The sequence below is a fragment of the Mycolicibacterium stellerae genome, assembly GCF_003719305.1.
GTDB lineage: Bacteria > Actinomycetota > Actinomycetes > Mycobacteriales > Mycobacteriaceae > Mycobacterium > Mycobacterium stellerae.
Window position 1 is genome coordinate 90,600 of record NZ_RARC01000011.1, and the last position, 18,354, is coordinate 108,953.

Sequence of the window (18,354 nt, forward strand, 5' to 3'; positions counted from 1 at the left end):
CTTTCAGTGCTTGAGAATCTTTCCGAGGAAGTCTTTGGCGCGCTCGGACTTGGGGTTTTCGAAGAACTCCTTCGGTTCTGCAGCCTCGACGACGGCGCCGTCGGACATGAACACCACCCGGTTGGCGGCGCCGCGCGCGAAACCCATCTCATGGGTCACCACGATCATCGTCATCCCCTCCTTGGCCAGCGAGGTCATCACGTTGAGCACCTCGCTGATCATTTCCGGGTCGAGTGCGCTGGTGGGCTCGTCGAACAGCATCACCTTGGGGCTCATCGCCAGTGATCGCGCGATCGCCACGCGCTGCTGCTGGCCGCCGGATAGCTGTGCGGGATATTTGTCGGCCTGGTTGGCGATGCCGACCCGCTCCAGCAGCTCCATCGCCCTCTTACGCGCGTCCTCCTTGGATACTTTGCGGACCTTCCTGGGCGCCAGCATGACGTTCTCCAAGATTGTCTTGTGCGCGAACAGATTGAAGGACTGGAAAACCATGCCGACGTCGGAACGCAGCTGTGCCAGCTTGCGGCCCTCGTCAGGCAGTACTTCACCGTCTATCGCGATCGTGCCCGATTCGATGGTCTCGAGTCGATTGATGGTGCGGCACAACGTCGATTTGCCCGAACCGGACGGCCCCAGCACGACGATCACCTCGCCGCGGTCGACATCGAGGTTGATGTCTTTCAGCACGTGAAGGCTGCCGAAGTGTTTGTTGACGCCCTTGATCGAGACCATCGGCGTACCCATGGGTGCTGACCTTACCCAGGGAACACGCAGCTTGTCTTCAACTCGTGAATCCGCCTGATTAACGCCATATTGCGGCCCGTAACATTGGCCAGGTGACATCGACGGCAAGTGACGAGGTACGCACCTATCAGGTGCGTACCTACGGCTGCCAGATGAACGTCCACGATTCCGAACGGCTGGCAGGCATGCTGGAGGCGGCGGGCTACCGGCGCGCGGCCAAGGGCGCCGATGCCGACGTGGTGGTGTTCAACACCTGCGCCGTGCGTGAGAACGCCGACAACAAGCTCTACGGCAACCTCAGCCACCTGGTGCCGCGCAAACAGGCCGACCCGAACATGCAGATCGCCGTCGGCGGGTGCCTGGCCCAGAAGGACCGCGACGCGGTGCTGCGACAAGCCCCGTGGGTGGACGTGGTCTTCGGCACCCACAACATTGGATCGCTGCCCGCGTTGCTGGACCGGGCAAGGCACAACAACACGGCGCAGATCGAAATTGTCGAAGCCCTCAAGGAGTTCCCGTCCAATCTGCCGGTCGCGCGGGAATCCGCGTACGCCGGTTGGGTTTCCATATCAGTGGGCTGCAATAACACCTGCACGTTCTGCATCGTGCCCGCGCTGCGCGGCAAGGAGGTCGACCGCAGGCCCGGTGACGTGCTGGCCGAGGTCGCGGCACTCGTGGACCAGGGCGTTCTCGAGGTGACGCTTCTCGGTCAGAACGTCAACGCCTACGGTGTTTCGTTCGCCGACCCCGCGCAGCCACGCGACCGTGGGGCGTTCGCGCAGCTGCTGCGCGCGTGCGGGCGGATCGACGGGCTGGAGCGGGTGCGGTTCACCTCGCCTCACCCGGCCGAATTCACCGACGACGTCATCGAGGCGATGGCAGAGACGCCGAATGTCTGCCCGGCCCTTCACATGCCGATGCAGTCGGGTTCGGATCGGGTGCTGCGGGCCATGCGCCGCTCGTACCGCTCCGACCGCTTCCTGTCGATTCTGCACAAGGTGCGGACCGCCATCCCGCACGCCGCCATCACCACCGACCTGATTGTCGGATTCCCAGGGGAGACCGAGCAGGATTTCCAGGAAACGCTTGATGTCGTCGCCGCCGCCCGGTTCAGTGCGGCCTTCACCTTCCAGTATTCGAAGCGACCGGGAACACCCGCGGCCGAACTCGATGGTCAGCTACCGAAAGCCGTTGTGCAGGAACGCTATCAGCGCCTCATCGACCTCCAGGAACGGATCTCGCTGGAAGAGAATGCCGCGCAGATCGGCCGCTCGGTTGAGCTACTTGTCGCATTGGGTGAAGGCCGCAAGGACACCCGCACCGCCAGGATGTCCGGCCGGGCACGCGACGGCAGGCTAGTGCACTTCACGCCGATGGGGGCCGATATTCGGCCGGGCGACATCGTGACCACCGTCGTCACTGACGCCGCACCGCACCACCTGATCGCCGACGGCGCAGTGCTGGCGCATCGACGCACCCGCGCCGGAGACGTGCATGAGGATTCCCGGCGACCAGCCGGAGCCCCTCGGCCGGCGTCATCGGGCATCAGTGTCGGCCTGGGTATGCCCGGCGTCGGCGCCCCGGCCAGCGAGCCGGCCGCGACCGGATGTGCCCGGTGACCGCGGGCAAGGGCCGGGACGGAGACTTCGAAGACTTCAAGGGCGACATCGAGGCCGCCGAACGCCGCGTCGCGCGGGAAATCGATCCCGGCGCAAGGGCGTTGGCCATCGCCATCGCCGTCTTTGTACTGCTGGTGACCTTCATCCTTCCGCACACCGGCGGCGCCAGAGGCTGGGATGTGCTGGCAGGCAACGACGCCGCGATCGGCGAGGGGGTGTCGCTGCCGTCGCGGGTGTTCATCTGGCTGGCCCTGGTGTTCAGCGTCGGCTTCTCGATGCTGGCCCTGCTGACCCGCCGGTGGGCGTTGGCGTGGATCGCGTTGGCCGGATCCACCGTGGCGTCATTCTCGGGACTGCTCGCGGTGTGGTCACGTCAGACCGCCCCCGCACCGCATCCGGGACCCGGCATCGGGCTGATCCTCGCCTGGATCACCGTGGTCGTGCTCGCCTACAACTGGGCAAGGGCGGTGTGGGCACGCACTGCGCTGCAGCTTGCCGCCGAAGAGCAGCGCCGAAGGGCCGTCGCCAAGCGTCAGACCAAGGGATTGCTGGACAGCCTCGACGACGACACCGACAGCGACGGCCAGGCCAAGCCCTAGCCCCTTCTGCCGAGCGCGTCGGCCGCCGCCTCGGCCCACTGCCGCCATTGCTCGGCGCTTGCCCGCGCCTCGGCGGCATCCTTTGTCCGGCCCGCCGCCGCTGCCTTCTCCGCTTGTCGCTCGAATTGTTCTGCGCGCTCGCGGAATTGGTCGGCGCGTGCCTGAGCCTCGGGATCGACAGCGTGTGAAGGCGCGTCCCGCACCTTCTTCTCGACCGCACGCAGCCGCCGCTCCAGATCGGCGCTGCGCTCACGGGGTACCTTGCCGATCTTGTCCCACTTGTCGCCGATGGTGCGCATGGCGGCGCGTGCGGCGTCGAGGTCTGAGGTGTCGAGCTTCTCCGCCTCCGCCAGCAGCGCCTCCTTGGCGTCCGCGTTGGCGCGGAACTCGGCGTCACGTTCGGCCGAAATCGCGTTTCGGGCAGAAAAGAAGGTGTCCTGCGCGGCCTTGAACCGCGCCCACAGCGCATCGTCGGTTTCCTTGCTGGCGCGGCCCGCCGCCTTCCACTCCGCAAGTAGATCGCGGAACGCGGCGGCGGTCGGGCCCCAGTCGGTCGAGTCGGCCAACTCCTCGGCCCGTTCGCACAGCGATTCCTTCGCCTGGCGTGCACCGGCCCGCTCGCGGTCGAGGTCGGCGAAATGAGACCCGCGGCGACGGTTGAAGGCCTCCCGCGCGGCGGAGTACCGCTTCCAGAGCGCATCATCGGTTTTGCGGTCAAGCCCGCTGATCGTGCGCCACTCCTCGAGGATTTCGCGCAGCCGGTCGCCGGCGGACTTCCACTGGGTGGAGTTGAGCGCCACCTCCTCGGCCTCGGCGGCGAGCGCCTCCTTGCGCGCGGTCTGAGCGGCGCGGTGTTCCTCCCGCTTGGCCTTGTCGGCGGCGGCGGCGCTGTCGGCATGCTCGACGATCGTCGTCAGCCTCGCCGCCAGCGCGTCGACATCGCCGAGCACCGATGCGGTTGGCAGGCCTTCAGCAAGAGCCGCTGCGGCCGCCTTGATCTTGCGGGCATCTCCCGTGCCGGACGTCAGCCGGCTCTCCATCAACGTGACCTCGGTGTCCAGGTCGTCGAATCGCCGCCCGAAATGGGCGTAGGCGGCCTCGGTGTCGCCCGCCTGCCAGGATCCGATGACCCGTTCGCCTGCGCTGCTGATCAGCCACACCGTCCCGTCGGGATCGACGCGGCCATACCGATGGGGATCGCTCGACGGCGCAACGGGTGCGACGTGGTGGACTGCGGACGGCGCAGGGCCGGGCCGGGGGCCTGGGCGCGGCGGTCCGGGACGGGGAGCAGGTTTAGGGGTGGTCGGGCTACCCGGCTCGCTGGTCGTCATCTTCGGTTCCTCGTACCCTCCGCGCGGACATCTCCGCGCACCTGCCGCGCGACGCGGCGCCACTACTTCGCCCGCTATTCAAACAGGTCGACCGGCGCGCGTACGCCGATGCCGCCATTTGCCTAGGCTCATCACCGACGAGGACGGGAGGTCGGGAGATGGCGAAGGCGGATATCGCCGCGCTGCTCGCTCTTGGCGCCGCCTTCTTCATCGCGATCGGCGACGTCATGCATCAGCGCTCAGCCCACGAGGTGACCGACGAAAAGGTCAGCCATCTCGCGCTGTTCACCAGGCTGCTCCGCGATGGGCGGTGGTGGCTCGGCAGCCTGGTCGCGGCCGTTGGGTTCGCGCTGCAGGCGGCGGCGCTCGGCCTCGGTTCGGTGCTGCTGGTGCAGGCAATCCTGGTGACGTCTCTGCTGTTCGCGCTGCCGATCAATGCGCGGCTGGGCCACCGGCGGGTGACCAAGTGGGAATGGTTGTGGGCGGCGCTGCTTGCCGCTGCGGTGGTGGTGATCGTGACCGTCGGCAATCCGACGGCGGGACACTCGCACGCCTCGTGGAAGACGTGGACGGCGGTGGTGGTCGTCCTCGGCCCTGTACTGGTGCTCTGCGTGCTGGCCGCCGGCTTCGTCAAAGGGCCCGCGAGCGCAGTCCTTCTGGGGTTCGTGTCCGGCGCGCTGTGGGGCGTCTTCGCGGTGCTGACCAAGGGCGTGGTGGACCGGCTCGACGACGGGCTGTGGGCGTTGCTACGAAACCCCGAGCTCTACGTGTGGGCGCTGGTCGCGATCGCGGGCACGGCGTACCAGCAGGCGTCCTTCCGGGCCGGCTCGTTGACGGCGTCCCTGCCGACGATGACGGTCGCCGAGCCGTTCGTGGGGTCGGTGCTCGGCGTCGTCGTGCTCGGCGAGGCGATGCGCCCAGGCGACGCGGGATGGTTCACCCTCATCGTCGCGGTGGTCGCGATGGTGGTCGCGACGGCTGCGCTGGCGCGGGGCGAGGCCGCAACGGCGTCCGCGGCGCAGCCCGCCTGATGGCGGCCCGTTAGTTTGGTTGCGTGCTGAGCGTCATCGCGATCGTCCCGTCGGCACCGGTCATGGTCCCCGAGCTCGCGGCGTCGGCCGCCACCGAGCTGGCCGAACTCCGCGAGGCCGTCTTCGCGGCCGCCTCGGCACTGCCGCAGCGCTGGATCGCGGTCGGCGTCGGTCCCGCCGACAGGGTCGTCGACCCGGGGCAGTCGGGCACGTTCGCGGGCTACGGCGTCGACCTGCGCGTCGCGCTGTCGCCCGGTGCGGCGGATGCCCCCGGCGAACTGCCGCTCTGCGCGCTTGTGACGGGATGGGTGCGCGGCCGGGTCAACCCGCAGGCGCGCGCCGAGGTGCGGGTGTACTCCACCGACCACGACCCCGATGCGGCGACCGACGGGGGCAGGCGGCTGCGCACCGAGATCGACGACGCCGACGGTCCCGTCGGCGTGCTCATCGTCGCCGACGGCGTCCACACCCTGACACCGCCTGCGCCGGGCGGTTATGACCCCGACTCCGTGCCGGTGCAGGCCGCACTCGACGACGCATTGGCAGACGGTGACACCGCAGCCCTTGTCCGGCTGCCGCGCGCAGTGCTCGGGCGGGTGGCCTACCAGGTGCTGGCCGGGCTGGTGGGGCAGGCGCCCCGGTCGGCGAAGGAGCTCTATCGCGGGGCGCCGTACGGCGTCGGGTATTTCGCGGGCGTCTGGTTTCCGTGAGGCCGCTGGCGATCATCGGCCCCACCGGGACCGGAAAGTCGGCCCTTGCCATGGCGGTGGCGCAACGGATTGGCGCAGAGATCGTTAATGCCGACGCCATGCAGCTCTACCGCGGGATGGACATCGGGACCGCGAAGCTTCCTGTCGCAGAACGCTGCGGCGTTCCGCATCATCAGCTCGACGTGCTCGACATCGCCGAGACGGCGACCGTCGCCCGGTACCAGCGCGAAGCCGCCGCAGATGTGGAGCAGATCTCGGCGGCAGGGGCGGTCCCGATCATCGTCGGGGGCTCGATGATGTACATCCAGTCGCTGCTCGACGAATGGGAGTTTCCCGCCACCGACACGGTGGTGCGAGCCAGGTGGGAGCAGCGGCTGGCCGAGATCGGCGCCGCCGCGCTGCACGAGGAACTTGTCCGTGTCGACTCGGCGGCGGCCTCGTCGATCCTGGCCACCGACGGCAGGCGGATCGTGCGGGCGTTGGAAGTGGTCGAGCTCACCGGACGGCCGTTCGCGGCCTCTGCGCCGACCATCGGTGCGCCACGTTGGGACACCGCTATCGTCGGATTGGATTGGCAGACAGCCACTCTCGATGAGCGTCTGCAGAGGCGCACCGACAAGATGTTCGCCGACGGTCTCGTCGACGAGGTGCGCTCGCTGCTGGGCAGAGGTCTGCGCGACGGGGTAACTGCGTCCCGCGCGTTGGGGTACGCCCAGGTGATCGAGGACCTCGACGCCGGCGGCGACGGTTCGGCGGCCCGCGAACCGACATTCATCGGAACCCGCCGCTACGTGCGTCGGCAGCGGTCGTGGTTCCGCCGCGACCATCGGATCACCTGGCTGGACGGCGCAGCCGCCGACAACGTCGACGACACGCTGCGGGTTTGGCGGCACGTATCCTGAACAGGTGATGTTCGCAAAGGGCCACGGCACGCAGAACGATTTCGTGCTGCTGCCCGACCTGGACGGCAGGCTTTCCCTCGAGCCTGCCGCGGTGGCCGCGCTGTGCGACCGCAGGCGGGGGATCGGTGCAGACGGTGTGCTGCGGGTGACCACCGCGGGTGCGGCCGCAGCCGCGGGCGTCTTCGACCGACTGCCAGAAGGTGTGGCAGCACAAGACTGGTACATGGATTACCGCAACGCCGACGGCTCGATCGCGCAGATGTGTGGCAACGGCGTTCGGGTGTTCGCCCACTACCTGAGGGCCGCCGGGCTGGAGGGTCGCGACGAGTTCGTCGTCGGCACGTTGGCCGGCCCGCGGCCGGTGGTTCTGCACGGCTGGGACGCCATCAACGCCGACGTCACCGTCGAGATGGGCAAGACCAACCAGCTCGGCACCGGCCAGGCAATCGTCGGGGGTGCGACATTCGCCGGCCTCGCCGTCGATGTCGGCAACCCGCATCTCGCGTGCGTCGACCCCGATCTGTCCACCGCGGCGCTGGCCGCGCTGGACGTGGCCGCTCCGGTGCAGTTCGACACCACACAGTTCCCGCAGGGCGTCAACGTCGAAGTGCTCACCGCTCCGTCGAGTGGTTCGGTGTCGATGCGGGTACACGAGCGGGGTGTCGGCGAAACTCGGTCGTGCGGAACGGGAACCGTCGCTGCCGCCGTCGCCGCGCTCGCCTACCAGGGTGCGACGACCGGAACGCTCACGGTCTGCATCCCCGGCGGTGAGGTCGACGTCACCGTCACCGATGCCAGCAGCTACCTGCGCGGCCCGTCGGTGCTTGTGGCCGACGGCGAGATCGCCGAGGCGTGGTGGCATGCACAGCAGCGTTAATTCAGGTGCGCGAAGCCTGACGAGCGTGCACCATCTCTGATTACACATGACATATCCTGACTTTCCGCAAGGCGACACCCCGAGCCTGGGTGAGCTCGCCCTCGAAGACCGCACAGCGCTGCGTCGCGTCGCCGGTCTGTCGACCGAGCTCACCGACGTCTCCGAAGTCGAATACCGCCAACTGCGGCTCGAGCGCGTCGTGTTGGTCGGTGTGTGGACCGACGGAAGCGCCGCCGAAGCCGATGCCAGCCTCGCCGAGCTGGCCGCGCTCGCCGAGACGGCCGGCTCCGAGGTGCTCGAAGGCATGATCCAGCGACGTGACAAGCCCGACCCGTCCACCTATATCGGCTCGGGCAAGGCCCAGGAACTTCGGGACGTAGTCGTGGCGACCGGAGCCGACACGGTCATCTGCGACGGTGAGCTCAGCCCCGCTCAGCTCAACGCGCTGGAGAAGGCCGTGAAGGTCAAGGTCGTCGACCGCACCGCGCTGATCCTCGACATCTTCGCCCAGCACGCCACCAGCCGGGAGGGCAAGGCGCAGGTGGCGTACGCCCAGATGGAGTACATGCTGCCGCGGTTGCGTGGCTGGGGTGAGTCGATGTCGCGGCAGGGCGGCGGCGCAGGCGGTAGTAGCGGCGGTGTCGGCACGCGCGGCCCCGGTGAGACCAAGATCGAGACAGACCGCCGCCGAATCCGCGAACGGATGGCCAAACTTCGCCGCGAGATCAAGGACATGAAGAAGATCCGCGACACCCAGCGCAGCCGCAGGCTGGCCAGCGACGTGGCGTCGATCGCGATCGTCGGCTACACCAACGCGGGCAAGTCCAGCCTCCTCAACGCGCTCACCGGGGCGGGTGTGCTGGTAGAGAACGCCTTGTTCGCAACGCTCGAACCGACTACCCGCCGAGGCGAATTCACCGACGGCAGGCCGTTCGTCTTGACCGACACCGTTGGCTTCGTCCGCCATCTGCCCACCCAACTGGTTGAGGCCTTCCGGTCCACGCTGGAGGAGGTCGTCGACGCCGACCTGCTGGTGCACGTGGTGGACGGTTCGGACGTCAACCCGCTGGCGCAGATCGAGGCGGTCCGCCAAGTGATCAACGAGGTCATTGCCGATCACGATAGCCATCCCGCCCCAGAACTGTTGGTGGTCAACAAGACTGACGCGGCCGACGGTCTGACGCTGGCCAAGTTGCGACGCGCGCTGCCCGGTGCGGTGTTCGTCTCCGCGCGCACAGGCGACGGCCTGGACCAGCTTCAGCAGCGGATGGCGCAGCTGGTCACGCCGACCGACACCGTGGTCGATGTGACGATTCCGTATGACCGCGGAGATCTGGTGGCACGGGTACACGCCGACGGCCGGGTCGATGCGACCGAGCACAACTCCGAAGGCACGCGAATCAAGGCACGCGTGCCGATCCCGTTGGCGGCCAGCCTGAGTGAGTTCGCGACGTTCTAGTCGCTGGTCGCACGAAAAATGGGGCACCCCTCGGCGCCCCATTTTCCTCGGTGCCCTTAGCCCTGCTGCTCGGCCTTCTGACGCTCCTCGGCAACCTTGGCGGCCGCACGGGCGCCTTCAGCCTCGGCTTCCTTCTCGGCGGCATTGCGCTGGGCGTCAGCCTTGTCCTGCTGGGCCTTGCCCTCGCGGTACAGGTCGTCGCGACCGGTGACGGCGCCTGCGACTTCCTTGGCCTTGCCCTTCACGCCCTCGACGACGCCCTTGACGGCTTCTTCGGGACCGCTGTTGTTGTCAGCCATTGCGAGAATCCTCCTAGCGAATCGAATCGTGACATTTTCAATACCCGCACTGACGGCGGCTAAACCCAAGACCAATTCAAGGTGGTGCAGTTCACATGGCCGTTGCGGCGTGCTATTCGTCGGCGATGTCGAAGAGATCCGCGGCGGGCGTGGCAATGACCCGTTGTGCCAATTCGGCTTTCAAGTCGTCGAGCCGCGCTTCCTGCTCGGCGGTCCGGTTTTCGGTGCGGGCCATGTCGATGAATTCGTCGGTGACGAAGCCGTCGCGCAGCACCAATGTGGCCGCGCGGTTCCCGACCGTGACCTCGAAGACGAAGTCCTCGAGCAAACGGCCGCGGTCGGCACGCAGCAGTGACCGGTCGACCGTGTACCGGCCTTCGGTGACACCGCGCGTGACCGCTTCGAACCCGTCGCGTGCCCCCGGCCCGCGAAACGCCGTCCGAACGGCCACCGACCTCCGCGGCGGCGGCATGCCGGGGGAGAGATGACCGAACGCGCGCTGCATGACCTTGAACGCCATCGCCACGCCGGCGGGAGAGTGCGGGCCGTGGTAGCGCATCATGTCGTCGAAAGTGAACGCGATCGTGCGCCCACCGTCTACGACCTGCAACGACTCCGGTGCGCCCACCCGGAGAAGTCTATGTCCGCCGGTGCCGCACCCGACAACCAACCATCCGGTTGGGTGGTATATCGTCGTGCTCAAACCCCCGCTGATCTCTGGAGGTCCTCCATGGGCAACGTCGTCAAGTACGAGCGCACCCTCTTCGAGCCCGAACACGACCTGTTCCGCGAGTCCTACCGCGGGTTCCTCGACCGGCATGTCGCGCCGTTCCACGACCAGTGGGAGAAGGACAAGATCGTCGACCGAGGTGTCTGGCTGGAAGCCGGTAAGCAGGGCTTTCTCGGTATGGCGGTGCCCGAGGAGTACGGCGGCGGCGGTAACCCCGACTTCCGCTACAACGTGGTGCTGACCGAGGAGACCACCGCCGGACGGTACAGCGGCCTTGGCTTCGGCCTGCACAACGACATCATCGCGCCGTATCTGCTCAACCTCGCCGACGAGGAGCAGAAGCAGCGCTGGCTGCCCAAATTCTGCACAGGGGAGTTCATCACCGCGATCGCCATGACCGAGCCCGGAACGGGCAGCGACCTGCAGGGCATCAAGACCAGGGCGGTCAAAGAGGGTGACCACTACGTGCTCAACGGGTCCAAGACGTTCATCACCAACGGCATCAACGCTGACCTGGTGATCGTCGTCGCGTGCACCGACCCCGACAAGGGCGCGCAAGGCTTCTCGCTGTTGGTCGTCGAGCGCGGCATGGAGGGTTTCGAGCGTGGCCGCCACCTCGAGAAGATCGGGCTGGACGCCCAGGACACCGCCGAACTGTCCTTCACCGACGTCAAGGTGCCCGCCGAGAACCTGCTCGGCGAGGAGGGCATGGGCTTCATCTACCTGATGCAGAACCTGCCTCAAGAGCGGCTCAACATCGCGGTGATGGCGGCCGCGGCCATGGAAGCCGTGCTGTCGGAGACGCTGCAATACGCCAAGGAGCGCAAGGCCTTTGGCAGGCCGATCGGCAGTCAGCAGAACAGCCGTTTCCTGTTGGCCGGATTGTCCACGGAGGCAACGGCGGTGCGCATCATGGTGGACGAGTTCATCCGGCTACACCTCGACGAGAAGCTCTCAGCGGAGCAGGCCGCGATGGCGAAGTGGTACTCCACCGAGAAGCAGGTGCACCTCGTCGACCGCTGCCTGCAGTTGCACGGCGGCTACGGGTACATGAGGGAATATCCCGTTGCGCGGGCATATCTGGATGCTCGGGTGCAGACCATTTACGGCGGCACGACCGAGATCATGAAGGAGATCATCGGACGCTCGCTCGGCGTTTGATCGCACGCAAGGATCCCGCTCCCCGGGACCGGCATATCCCTACCTTTATCGTGTCTATCTGACGCGCGGTTGACGAACGCGCTAGTTTTGGGGGACTTTGCCGTATCACGGGGAGGATGGATGAGTGGGGAGCGTGCCCTGCTGAACTCCGTATTCGGCCGCGCGGCCGCGGGTGTGCTGGCCGCAGCCGTGGCCCTCGTGCTGGCACCCTCGGCGGTGGCGACCCCGGAATCGGATGCCGCGGACGCGATCAACAAGGCCTACGACGGCGGCGGCGGCGCCACCGGACCGCTTGGGCCCGGCGACGGGGGCCTCTATCCGGTCGGCGGTGGTTTCGGCCAGAACTACGCAGGCGGCAAGATCTTCTTCACCCCCGACACCGGCGCGCACATCATGGCGGGCGCGATCCTGCAGAAGTACGAGTCACTCGGTGGACCCGGCGATGGTGACCTCGGCTTTCCCACGATCGACGAGGGCCCGGGCCGGGCGGAGGGCAGCCGTAACACCACGTTCAGCGCGGTCGACAAGCCCGTCATCTTCTGGACCCCAGACACCGGGGCCCACGTCGTGCGCGGTGCGATCAATGCCGCGTGGGACAAGCTCGGCGGCTCGGCGGGGCCGGTGGGAGTGCCGACCGAGGACGAGATCTTCAAGGGTGACCTCGTCTCGCAGAAATTCACCGGCGGTGAGCTCACCTGGAACAGGTCATCGAAGGAATTCACCACCGTCCCGCCGGACCTGGCGGGGCAGCTCGCCGGGCTGACAATCCCCGAAGACGCCACATCGGCCATCAACGCGGCCAGGCGCGCAGCCGGTGGGCCGCTGGGTCCGCTCGGGGCCAAACAGGGTCCGCAGTATGCCATCGGGCAGGATGGCGCCGGCCAGGACTTCGCCGGCGGCAAGATCTACTACAGCCCGGCCACCGGCGCGAACGTGGTCAGCGGGCAGGTCCTCAAGAAGTACGAGTCCGTGGGCGGCGCGCAGAGCGATCTGGGGCTGCCGACCAGCAACGAGACCGACGGCGGGCTCAAGACGGGCAGCCGGGTCAGCACCTTCGCCGCAGAGGACAAGCCGGTCATCTTCTGGACGCCCGACTACGGCGCTTTCATCGTCCGCGGGGCCATGAACGCGGCATGGGACAAACTCGGCGGCGCCGCCGGTCCACTCGGGCCTCCGGTGGCCGACCAGACCGAGGACGGAAACGTCGTCTCGCAGCGATTCACGGGCGGCGAGATCTCCTGGGACAAGCAGACCAGCAAGTTCAGCACCGAGCCGGCAAATCTGGCCTCCGGTCTGGCGGGCCTGACGGTACCCGGCTACGAGCCGCCGGACGCGTCCGAAGCCGCTGCGTCGGGCGCAAAGGAGCGCAACTGGTTCACCCCGTCGTGGTGGTGGCTGCTCGCCGGGATCCCGCTGCTGGTTCTGATCGGGCTGATTCTGGTTGCGACGCTGCGGAACCGGGGCGGCGGCGACGTGGATCGGCTTGACGACGAGTTCGATGTCGATGCAGCCCATGACGGCGCCGCCGAGGCGGATGCGCGGCCGCTGGACGAATCGCAGGACCTTGGCAGGGTGCAGCTCGCCGAGAGTTATGGTCGGCAGTCGGGTTACGCACTATACGGATTGGGCGGGTCGGATCGGGATCCGTTCGAGGACACGGGCGATGACGGGGACGAGTTCTCCGAACTCGAACCCGAACCCGACGAGTCAGACACCGCGCCGACGCCGATCGCGTCCGAATCGGAACCGGATTCCGGCCGCCACTCGGCGATTCAGTTCGATGAGCCGCAGACCGATCTACCCGAGCCCGAGGTGCCGTCCGCCGCTGAACCCGGCCCAACCGATGCGGCGGGTGCGCCGACCGCGATTCACCTACCGCTTGACGACCCATATCTGGCCCCCACCGGTTACCCGATCAAGGCGGACACCAGATCAGGGCTTTACTGGGGCCCGGAAAGCGATCTCTACGACCATATTCCGGCCGAGGTCTACTTCGTCAACGAGCAATTCGCGCGCGCCAACGGATTCGTCAAGGCGGACTAGCGGATCAGATCTTCCGGATCACGGTGACGACCTTGCCGAGCACCGCGGCATCATTGCCGGGTATGGGGTCGAAGGCCGGATTGTGTGGCATCAGCCAAACCTGCCCGCGGGTGCGCTTGAACGTCTTCACGGTGGCTTCGCCGTCGATCATCGCCGCGACGATATCGCCGTTGTCGGCGACATTCTGCTGACGGATGACCACCCAGTCGCCGTCGCAGATCGCCGCGTCCACCATCGAATCGCCGACCACCTTCAGCAGGAACAGCGACCCTTCGCCGACAAGCTCGCGGGGTAGCGGGAAGACATCCTCGACCGCCTCTTCGGCCAGGATCGGGCCGCCCGCCGCGATGCGGCCGAGCACTGGCACGAATGTCGGCTCGGGCAGTGCGTCTGAGCCCGCGACATCAGTGGCCACGATCGGCGTCACCATCTCGTCGGGGCTACGCACGTCGACCGCCCTCGGCCGGTTCGGATCGCGGCGCAGATAGCCCTTGCGCTCCAGGGTCCGCAGCTGATGCGCGACCGACGAGGTCGACGTCAGGCCGACCGCGTCACCGATTTCCCTGATGCTCGGGGGATACCCACGGCTGGTCACCGACGCTCGAATGACCTGCAGGATCGTGCGCTGCCGTTCGGTCAAACCTTCGAGTGCTGCGCTGTTCTGAGTGCCGGTGCGGTCCTCGCTCATGCCGCCGAATGTAGTCGCCGCAGCCTCGATAATCAAACATGTGTTCGAGGCGTGTCGCGATTCGCCGATGTCGGGGCAGACGCCAACGGAATTTGTCGGTGCCCTGTTCTATCGTTTCGCAACAGTTCGATCACATGTTCTATCAATCGAACGCATGATCGACTATCGTTCGAACACAGTAGCGAACCGGCGAAGCGGAAGGCGAGGCAGATGACAGTTCTGGACACCCGAGAAGTCCCGGCACCACCGGCTCCGCGGCGACATTACCGCCCGTCTGCGGCGCGACGGCCGATTGGCGCGCCCCAGCACAGGCGGCGGCCAGGCGGGGCGCCGATGCACTACCGCGGTCCCGGCGTGGTGATGTCGCGCACCTCGCACCGCAGGCGGCCCATCACGCCCGCCACCACCGTCGGACTCGCCCTGCTCGCAGCGCTGATCACGGTGTGGCTCGGTGTGGTGGCCCAGTTCGGCGGGGTCGTCGGCAGCACCGGCTCATCGACGCCCGTGCCCAATACGCTTGCCGTGGTCCAGGTGCAGTCGGGCGAGACGCTTGCACAGGTCGCCCATCGGGTCGCACCCGATGCTCCAGTCGCGCACGTCGTTGATCGCATCCGCGAACTCAACCAACTCGAGTCCGCGTCGCTCGACGCAGGGCAGACACTCATCGCGCCCGTCGGCTGACACCGATCGTGCGCGGTGAAACGCGCTGCCGCACAACGGCCATGGCCGGGGTGCGGACGCGACAGGCACCAATCACCCGGACGTTCGGTTCCGAGCGGGATGCAAAGGTACGCTCGGAGGGGTTCGAGGTAGATGTTTGTCCGCGCGGTGAAGGAGCAGTCATGCACTGTCCGTTCTGCCGCCATCCCGATTCGCGGGTCGTCGACTCCAGGGAAACCGACGAGGGTCAGGCGATCCGGCGCCGTAGGTCCTGCCCAGAGTGTGGACGCCGGTTCACCACCGTGGAGACCGCCGTGCTGGCGGTGGTCAAGCGCAGCGGTGTCACCGAACCGTTCAGCCGCGAGAAGGTCATCAAGGGGGTTCGTCGGGCCTGCCAGGGCCGACAGGTGGACGACGACGCCCTCAATCTGCTGGCGCAGCAGGTCGAAGACACCGTGCGCGCCACAGGTTCACCGGAAGTGCCCAGCCACGAAGTCGGACTGGCGATCCTGGGTCCGCTTCGGGATCTCGACGAGGTCGCCTACCTGCGGTTCGCGTCTGTCTACCGGTCGTTCTCCTCCGCGGACGACTTCGAGCGCGAGATCGAGGCACTGCGGGCCCACCGCGAGGTTCCCACCTCGGGCTGACCTCTGCGCGTCAGTCGATCTGCTTGATTCCGTCGTTCACCACGCGACCCGCGACCTGTACCCATCCGTCGGCGCTCCACTTGGTCTGGATGATCGAACCCTTGCCCTGCACGATGGTGAGGTCTCGGCTGAGGTAGTCGGTGATGCGAACCGCTGCCGCACCGGTCGCCTCGTCCTCGGGCACGCCAAGGCCGACGGCGAACATCCGGGAGCGCAGCACGCCGTTGTCCCGGTCGGTCCACGTCCACAGGTAGTTCTCGACGTCGTCGGAGTAGTCGTCGGGTTCGGCGGCGAAAAGCTCGTCGGTGGACTCGAGGTCGTAGATCGCGAAATCCGGTGCCCAGTCGGCACGCGCCCTGACGGCCACCGTGTCGTCGCCGTAGACGACCTGAACGACTCCGGCAGGCACCTGCAATGTATGGACCGGCCGGCCGATGTCGCGCAGCCACCACGCCGCGCCGACAGTCGGATGACCCGCGAAGGGCAGTTCGGTGGCTGGGGTGAAGATCCGGGCGTGCGCCGTGTTCGAACCAGGCTCCGGCACATCGATGAATATTGTTTCGCTGTAACCCAATTCGGTGGCGATCCGCTGCCGGTCGGCGGCGCCTGCCGCGCTCGCGTCGACGACGCCGAGCGGGTTGCCGAACTTCCCGTCCGCATCGGTGAAAACACGCAGCACTGTCACGTCGATGGCCATGGCCCGATGCTACGACGTGGCGGAAGAAGCCAGATCAGGTGGCGCTGCGTTCATCGGTGCCCATCGCGTCGAGCACCGCCACCCTGGTGTCGATCGACCCGGTGATCGTGCCCTCGCTGATTCCGTCGCGAAGCAGACCGCGGAGCAGATCCTGGTCATAGGTGGCCGGCTCGCTGGAATCGATGAACCGTTCGACGATTTCGACGAAGCGGTCGGGATCGTCGTGGAAAGGGAAGTGCCCAGACCCTTTGAAGATCTCCAGCTGTGAGCCTGGCATCGCGGCGTGGGCAAGTTGTGCGTGACTCACCGGGATCACCGAATCGTGCGATCCCCAAATCAGTTGAACAGGAACCGATTCCGTCAAATAACATCGATCCAGCATGGTGACCACCTGCCCGCGCCAGTCGACGACGGCACGCAGCGTGCGGGCGAATGCCGATGAGGCGGTCGGCTCAGGCAGATCCTGGAGGATCCGCAGCATCTCGGGCAGGTCGCGGCCAAGCGCGGTTTTGCCGATCGCCAGTCCGGCGATGCGTCCAGCCGCCTGCAGCGCGGGCAGCACCAGCGGCAGCCGCAACACCGCGAGCGCCTCGGTTCCCATCGGAAGGGAGGCGATCCGAAGAGCGAAGTTGACGTCCTTTGTCACCCCGCCCGCGCCGACCAGGATCAGCCGGTCCACCAATTGCGGGAACTGGTAGGCGAACTGCATCGCGACGCCACCGCCGAGCGAGTGCCCGACCACGGTGACCCGCTCGATATCGAGCACGCTGAGCAGATCGCGCATCCCGTTGGCGTACGCCGCAACGGAGTAGTCGGCGCGCGGCTTGTCGGACTTCCCGTGGCCGAGAAGGTCAGGGGCGATGACGGTGAAGCGTTGGGCGAGCGTGGATTGCACGCTGCTCCACGTGGTGGAGTTGTCGCCGATCCCGTGGATCAGCAGTATCGCGGGACCCGATCCGGCGATCCGATACGCGCGCCGGTAGCCGTGGATGGTGCGATATTGCAACGTGGGCGTCAACTCACGCACGGGACGCAGATTGGGCTTTCCTGGCTTTCGCGCTGTCATGTCGCCAACCTCGTCGTCGGACCGGGTGACGGCCTAAACGCCGTCGTCCCCATCTGGTAAGCCTTCTGTTCTCTTCTTGTCCCGCTGGGCGAGAAAGCGCTCGAACTCGGCGCCGAGCTCGTCACCACTTGGCAGATCCTCATCGCGTGCCAGCAGCGATTTGTTCTCCTGGGCTGCGATGAAGGCATCGTACTGGCGCTCAAGAGCCTCCACCACTTGAGCAACCTCGCTGCTCCCAGTGACCTGTTCCTCGACTTTGGTGGCCACATCGGCGGCCGCCTCCGCCAGCGCGGCCAGCGGCAGCTGCAACGAGCCGGACTTGGCGACCTGCACGAGCAGTGCCTCTGCGGCGGCCGGGTAGTCGGTCTGGGCGAGATAGTGCGGCACGTGCACGGTGAACCCGACCACATCGTGTCCATGCTGGGCCATCCGGAACTCCAGCAGGTTGGACACGCTGCCGGGAACCTGCACCTCGCCGAGCCAAGGCGTGTGGTCTGCGATCAGCTCCTTGTTGTTGGCATGCGCGGTCAGCGTCATCGGCCGGGTGTGCGGGACCGCCATCGGAATGGTGCCGAGCCCGATCGTCTGCCGGACGTCGAGCCGTTCGGCCAGTAGCCGTACCGCCGTGATGAAGCGCTCCCAACGCAGGTCCGGCTCCATGCCCGCAAGCAGCAAAAACGGCGTCCCCACGCTGTCATGCAGGGCGTACAGGCTCAGCTCGGGTTCCTCGTAGTGGGTGAAGTGGTCGGTCTTGAACGTCATCAACGGCCGCCGCGACCGGTAGTCCAGCAGTTCGTCGATGGCGAACGACGCCACCAACTCGGTGTCGAGGGTGTTCTTCAGATGTTGGGCGGACAGCCGGATCGCGTGCCCAGCGTCCGAGAATCCCTCAAGGGCGTGGATCATCACCGGCCCGCGTCCGTCTGACGACGACAATTGCGGCGCAGGGAACTCCAGCTCGTACATCCCGCTGTGGTCGGGCTGATAGCGCTGGTCCTGTTTGTCGTGCTCGTCGCTGATTGGGCTCACCTCCTAGAACACCGCCCCTTCCAGTGTCTCATTGGCTCCGTGTGCCCGCTCTGGAGTCCACG

At 67.0% G+C, this 18,354-nt stretch carries 19 protein-coding genes; 11 read left to right on the plus strand and 8 right to left on the minus strand.

Features of this window, described 5'->3' with window-relative positions; all coding sequences use genetic code 11:
* Positions 1-3: 3 nt before the first annotated feature.
* A complete protein-coding gene (locus D6M19_RS15885; protein ID WP_123026192.1) occupies positions 4-744 on the minus strand; it encodes an amino acid ABC transporter ATP-binding protein in 741 nt (246 codons plus the stop codon).
* A 92-nt stretch (positions 745-836) separates the two neighbouring features.
* Here D6M19_RS15885 and miaB point away from each other — a divergent pair, with 92 nt between their 5' ends.
* Together miaB and D6M19_RS15895 are read left to right on the plus strand one after the other, a co-directional pair.
* Positions 837-2,363 carry a tRNA (N6-isopentenyl adenosine(37)-C2)-methylthiotransferase MiaB gene (gene miaB / locus D6M19_RS15890; protein WP_268812316.1) on the plus strand — a complete coding sequence of 509 codons (1,527 nt, stop codon included), beginning with the start codon at positions 837-839 and terminating at the stop codon, positions 2,361-2,363.
* Positions 2,351-2,962: an Rv2732c family membrane protein gene (locus D6M19_RS15895; RefSeq protein ID WP_123026194.1), complete on the plus strand. Its 612-nt coding sequence runs from the start codon at positions 2,351-2,353 to the stop codon at positions 2,960-2,962. Before miaB ends, D6M19_RS15895 begins: the two co-directional genes overlap by 13 nt.
* Here D6M19_RS15895 and D6M19_RS15900 read toward each other — a convergent pair.
* The gene (locus D6M19_RS15900) at positions 2,959-4,293 is read right to left on the minus strand and encodes a DUF349 domain-containing protein (RefSeq protein WP_123026195.1); all 1,335 of its coding nucleotides are present in this window, start codon (positions 4,291-4,293) and stop codon (positions 2,959-2,961) included. The two genes, D6M19_RS15895 and D6M19_RS15900, sit on opposite strands and share 4 nt — an antisense overlap.
* 158 nt (positions 4,294-4,451) lie before the next feature.
* Here D6M19_RS15900 and D6M19_RS15905 point away from each other — a divergent pair, with 158 nt between their 5' ends.
* Genes D6M19_RS15905 through hflX form a run of 5 tightly spaced genes read left to right on the plus strand, consistent with a single transcriptional unit; the run spans position 4,452 to position 9,272 of the window.
* Positions 4,452-5,324, plus strand: a complete 873-nt coding sequence (locus D6M19_RS15905; RefSeq protein WP_123026196.1) for a DMT family transporter — start codon at positions 4,452-4,454, stop codon at positions 5,322-5,324.
* Positions 5,325-5,347: 23 nt separating this feature from the next.
* On the plus strand, positions 5,348-6,034 hold the full coding sequence (locus tag D6M19_RS15910; protein WP_123026197.1) for a class III extradiol ring-cleavage dioxygenase family protein: 687 nt from the start codon (positions 5,348-5,350) through the stop codon (positions 6,032-6,034).
* On the plus strand, positions 6,031-6,936 hold the full coding sequence (gene miaA / locus D6M19_RS15915; protein WP_123026198.1) for a tRNA (adenosine(37)-N6)-dimethylallyltransferase MiaA: 906 nt from the start codon (positions 6,031-6,033) through the stop codon (positions 6,934-6,936). The genes D6M19_RS15910 and miaA overlap by 4 nt, the downstream gene beginning before the upstream one ends.
* 4 nt (positions 6,937-6,940) lie before the next feature.
* Positions 6,941-7,813 (plus strand): diaminopimelate epimerase, encoded by an 873-nt coding sequence (gene dapF / locus D6M19_RS15920; RefSeq protein ID WP_123026199.1) that lies wholly within the window; start codon positions 6,941-6,943, stop codon positions 7,811-7,813.
* Between the two features lie 46 nt (positions 7,814-7,859).
* A complete protein-coding gene (gene hflX / locus D6M19_RS15925) occupies positions 7,860-9,272 on the plus strand; it encodes a GTPase HflX (protein WP_123026200.1) in 1,413 nt (470 codons plus the stop codon).
* Between the two features lie 56 nt (positions 9,273-9,328).
* On the opposite strand, the gene mbp1 is transcribed toward hflX, so the two are convergent.
* Positions 9,329-9,571, minus strand: coding sequence for a microaggregate-binding protein 1 (gene mbp1, locus D6M19_RS15930; RefSeq protein WP_123026201.1), 243 nt, complete (start codon positions 9,569-9,571; stop codon positions 9,329-9,331).
* A gap of 112 nt (positions 9,572-9,683) precedes the next feature.
* Positions 9,684-10,199 (minus strand): hypothetical protein, encoded by a 516-nt coding sequence (locus D6M19_RS15935; RefSeq protein WP_407665352.1) that lies wholly within the window; start codon positions 10,197-10,199, stop codon positions 9,684-9,686.
* A gap of 102 nt (positions 10,200-10,301) precedes the next feature.
* On the opposite strand from D6M19_RS15935, the gene D6M19_RS15940 reads away from it, so the two are divergent.
* Together D6M19_RS15940 and D6M19_RS15945 are read left to right on the plus strand one after the other, a co-directional pair.
* On the plus strand, positions 10,302-11,462 hold the full coding sequence (locus tag D6M19_RS15940) for an acyl-CoA dehydrogenase family protein (protein ID WP_123026202.1): 1,161 nt from the start codon (positions 10,302-10,304) through the stop codon (positions 11,460-11,462).
* A gap of 120 nt (positions 11,463-11,582) precedes the next feature.
* Positions 11,583-13,505 carry a sunset domain-containing protein gene (locus tag D6M19_RS15945; protein WP_123026203.1) on the plus strand — a complete coding sequence of 641 codons (1,923 nt, stop codon included), beginning with the start codon at positions 11,583-11,585 and terminating at the stop codon, positions 13,503-13,505.
* Between the two features lie 4 nt (positions 13,506-13,509).
* Here D6M19_RS15945 and lexA read toward each other — a convergent pair whose 3' ends face one another.
* Positions 13,510-14,193, minus strand: coding sequence for a transcriptional repressor LexA (gene lexA, locus D6M19_RS15950; protein WP_123026204.1), 684 nt, complete (start codon positions 14,191-14,193; stop codon positions 13,510-13,512).
* Positions 14,194-14,403: 210 nt separating this feature from the next.
* On the opposite strand from lexA, the gene D6M19_RS15955 reads away from it, so the two are divergent.
* Together D6M19_RS15955 and nrdR are read left to right on the plus strand one after the other, a co-directional pair.
* Positions 14,404-14,874, plus strand: coding sequence for a LysM peptidoglycan-binding domain-containing protein (locus tag D6M19_RS15955; protein WP_123026205.1), 471 nt, complete (start codon positions 14,404-14,406; stop codon positions 14,872-14,874).
* Positions 14,875-15,035: 161 nt separating this feature from the next.
* Positions 15,036-15,500 carry a transcriptional regulator NrdR gene (gene nrdR, locus D6M19_RS15960; protein ID WP_123026206.1) on the plus strand — a complete coding sequence of 155 codons (465 nt, stop codon included), beginning with the start codon at positions 15,036-15,038 and terminating at the stop codon, positions 15,498-15,500.
* A 10-nt stretch (positions 15,501-15,510) separates the two neighbouring features.
* Here the strand turns inward: nrdR and D6M19_RS15965 are convergent, their stop codons facing one another.
* The 3 genes from D6M19_RS15965 to D6M19_RS15975 are packed head-to-tail and all read right to left on the minus strand — an operon-like array spanning position 15,511 to position 18,283.
* Positions 15,511-16,197 carry a PhzF family protein gene (locus tag D6M19_RS15965; RefSeq protein WP_123026207.1) on the minus strand — a complete coding sequence of 229 codons (687 nt, stop codon included), beginning with the start codon at positions 16,195-16,197 and terminating at the stop codon, positions 15,511-15,513.
* 34 nt (positions 16,198-16,231) lie between these two features.
* Positions 16,232-17,263 carry an alpha/beta fold hydrolase gene (locus tag D6M19_RS15970; RefSeq protein ID WP_123026208.1) on the minus strand — a complete coding sequence of 344 codons (1,032 nt, stop codon included), beginning with the start codon at positions 17,261-17,263 and terminating at the stop codon, positions 16,232-16,234.
* A gap of 33 nt (positions 17,264-17,296) precedes the next feature.
* Positions 17,297-18,283: a proteasome assembly chaperone family protein gene (locus D6M19_RS15975; protein ID WP_123026292.1), complete on the minus strand. Its 987-nt coding sequence runs from the start codon at positions 18,281-18,283 to the stop codon at positions 17,297-17,299.
* Between the last annotated feature and the right edge of the window lie 71 nt (positions 18,284-18,354).

Coding starts and splice junctions, on each gene's coding strand:
- D6M19_RS15885 (WP_123026192.1), bottom strand. CDS start 744: ATGGGTACGCCGATGGTCTCGATCAAGGGCGTCAACAAACACTTCGGC.
- D6M19_RS15895 (WP_123026194.1), top strand. CDS start 2,351: ATGTGCCCGGTGACCGCGGGCAAGGGCCGGGACGGAGACTTCGAAGAC.
- D6M19_RS15900 (WP_123026195.1), bottom strand. CDS start 4,293: ATGACGACCAGCGAGCCGGGTAGCCCGACCACCCCTAAACCTGCTCCC.
- D6M19_RS15905 (WP_123026196.1), top strand. CDS start 4,452: ATGGCGAAGGCGGATATCGCCGCGCTGCTCGCTCTTGGCGCCGCCTTC.
- hflX (WP_123026200.1), top strand. CDS start 7,860: ATGACATATCCTGACTTTCCGCAAGGCGACACCCCGAGCCTGGGTGAG.
- mbp1 (WP_123026201.1), bottom strand. CDS start 9,571: ATGGCTGACAACAACAGCGGTCCCGAAGAAGCCGTCAAGGGCGTCGTC.
- D6M19_RS15940 (WP_123026202.1), top strand. CDS start 10,302: ATGGGCAACGTCGTCAAGTACGAGCGCACCCTCTTCGAGCCCGAACAC.
- D6M19_RS15945 (WP_123026203.1), top strand. CDS start 11,583: ATGAGTGGGGAGCGTGCCCTGCTGAACTCCGTATTCGGCCGCGCGGCC.
- lexA (WP_123026204.1), bottom strand. CDS start 14,193: ATGAGCGAGGACCGCACCGGCACTCAGAACAGCGCAGCACTCGAAGGT.
- D6M19_RS15955 (WP_123026205.1), top strand. CDS start 14,404: ATGACAGTTCTGGACACCCGAGAAGTCCCGGCACCACCGGCTCCGCGG.
- nrdR (WP_123026206.1), top strand. CDS start 15,036: ATGCACTGTCCGTTCTGCCGCCATCCCGATTCGCGGGTCGTCGACTCC.
- D6M19_RS15965 (WP_123026207.1), bottom strand. CDS start 16,197: ATGGCCATCGACGTGACAGTGCTGCGTGTTTTCACCGATGCGGACGGG.
- D6M19_RS15970 (WP_123026208.1), bottom strand. CDS start 17,263: ATGACAGCGCGAAAGCCAGGAAAGCCCAATCTGCGTCCCGTGCGTGAG.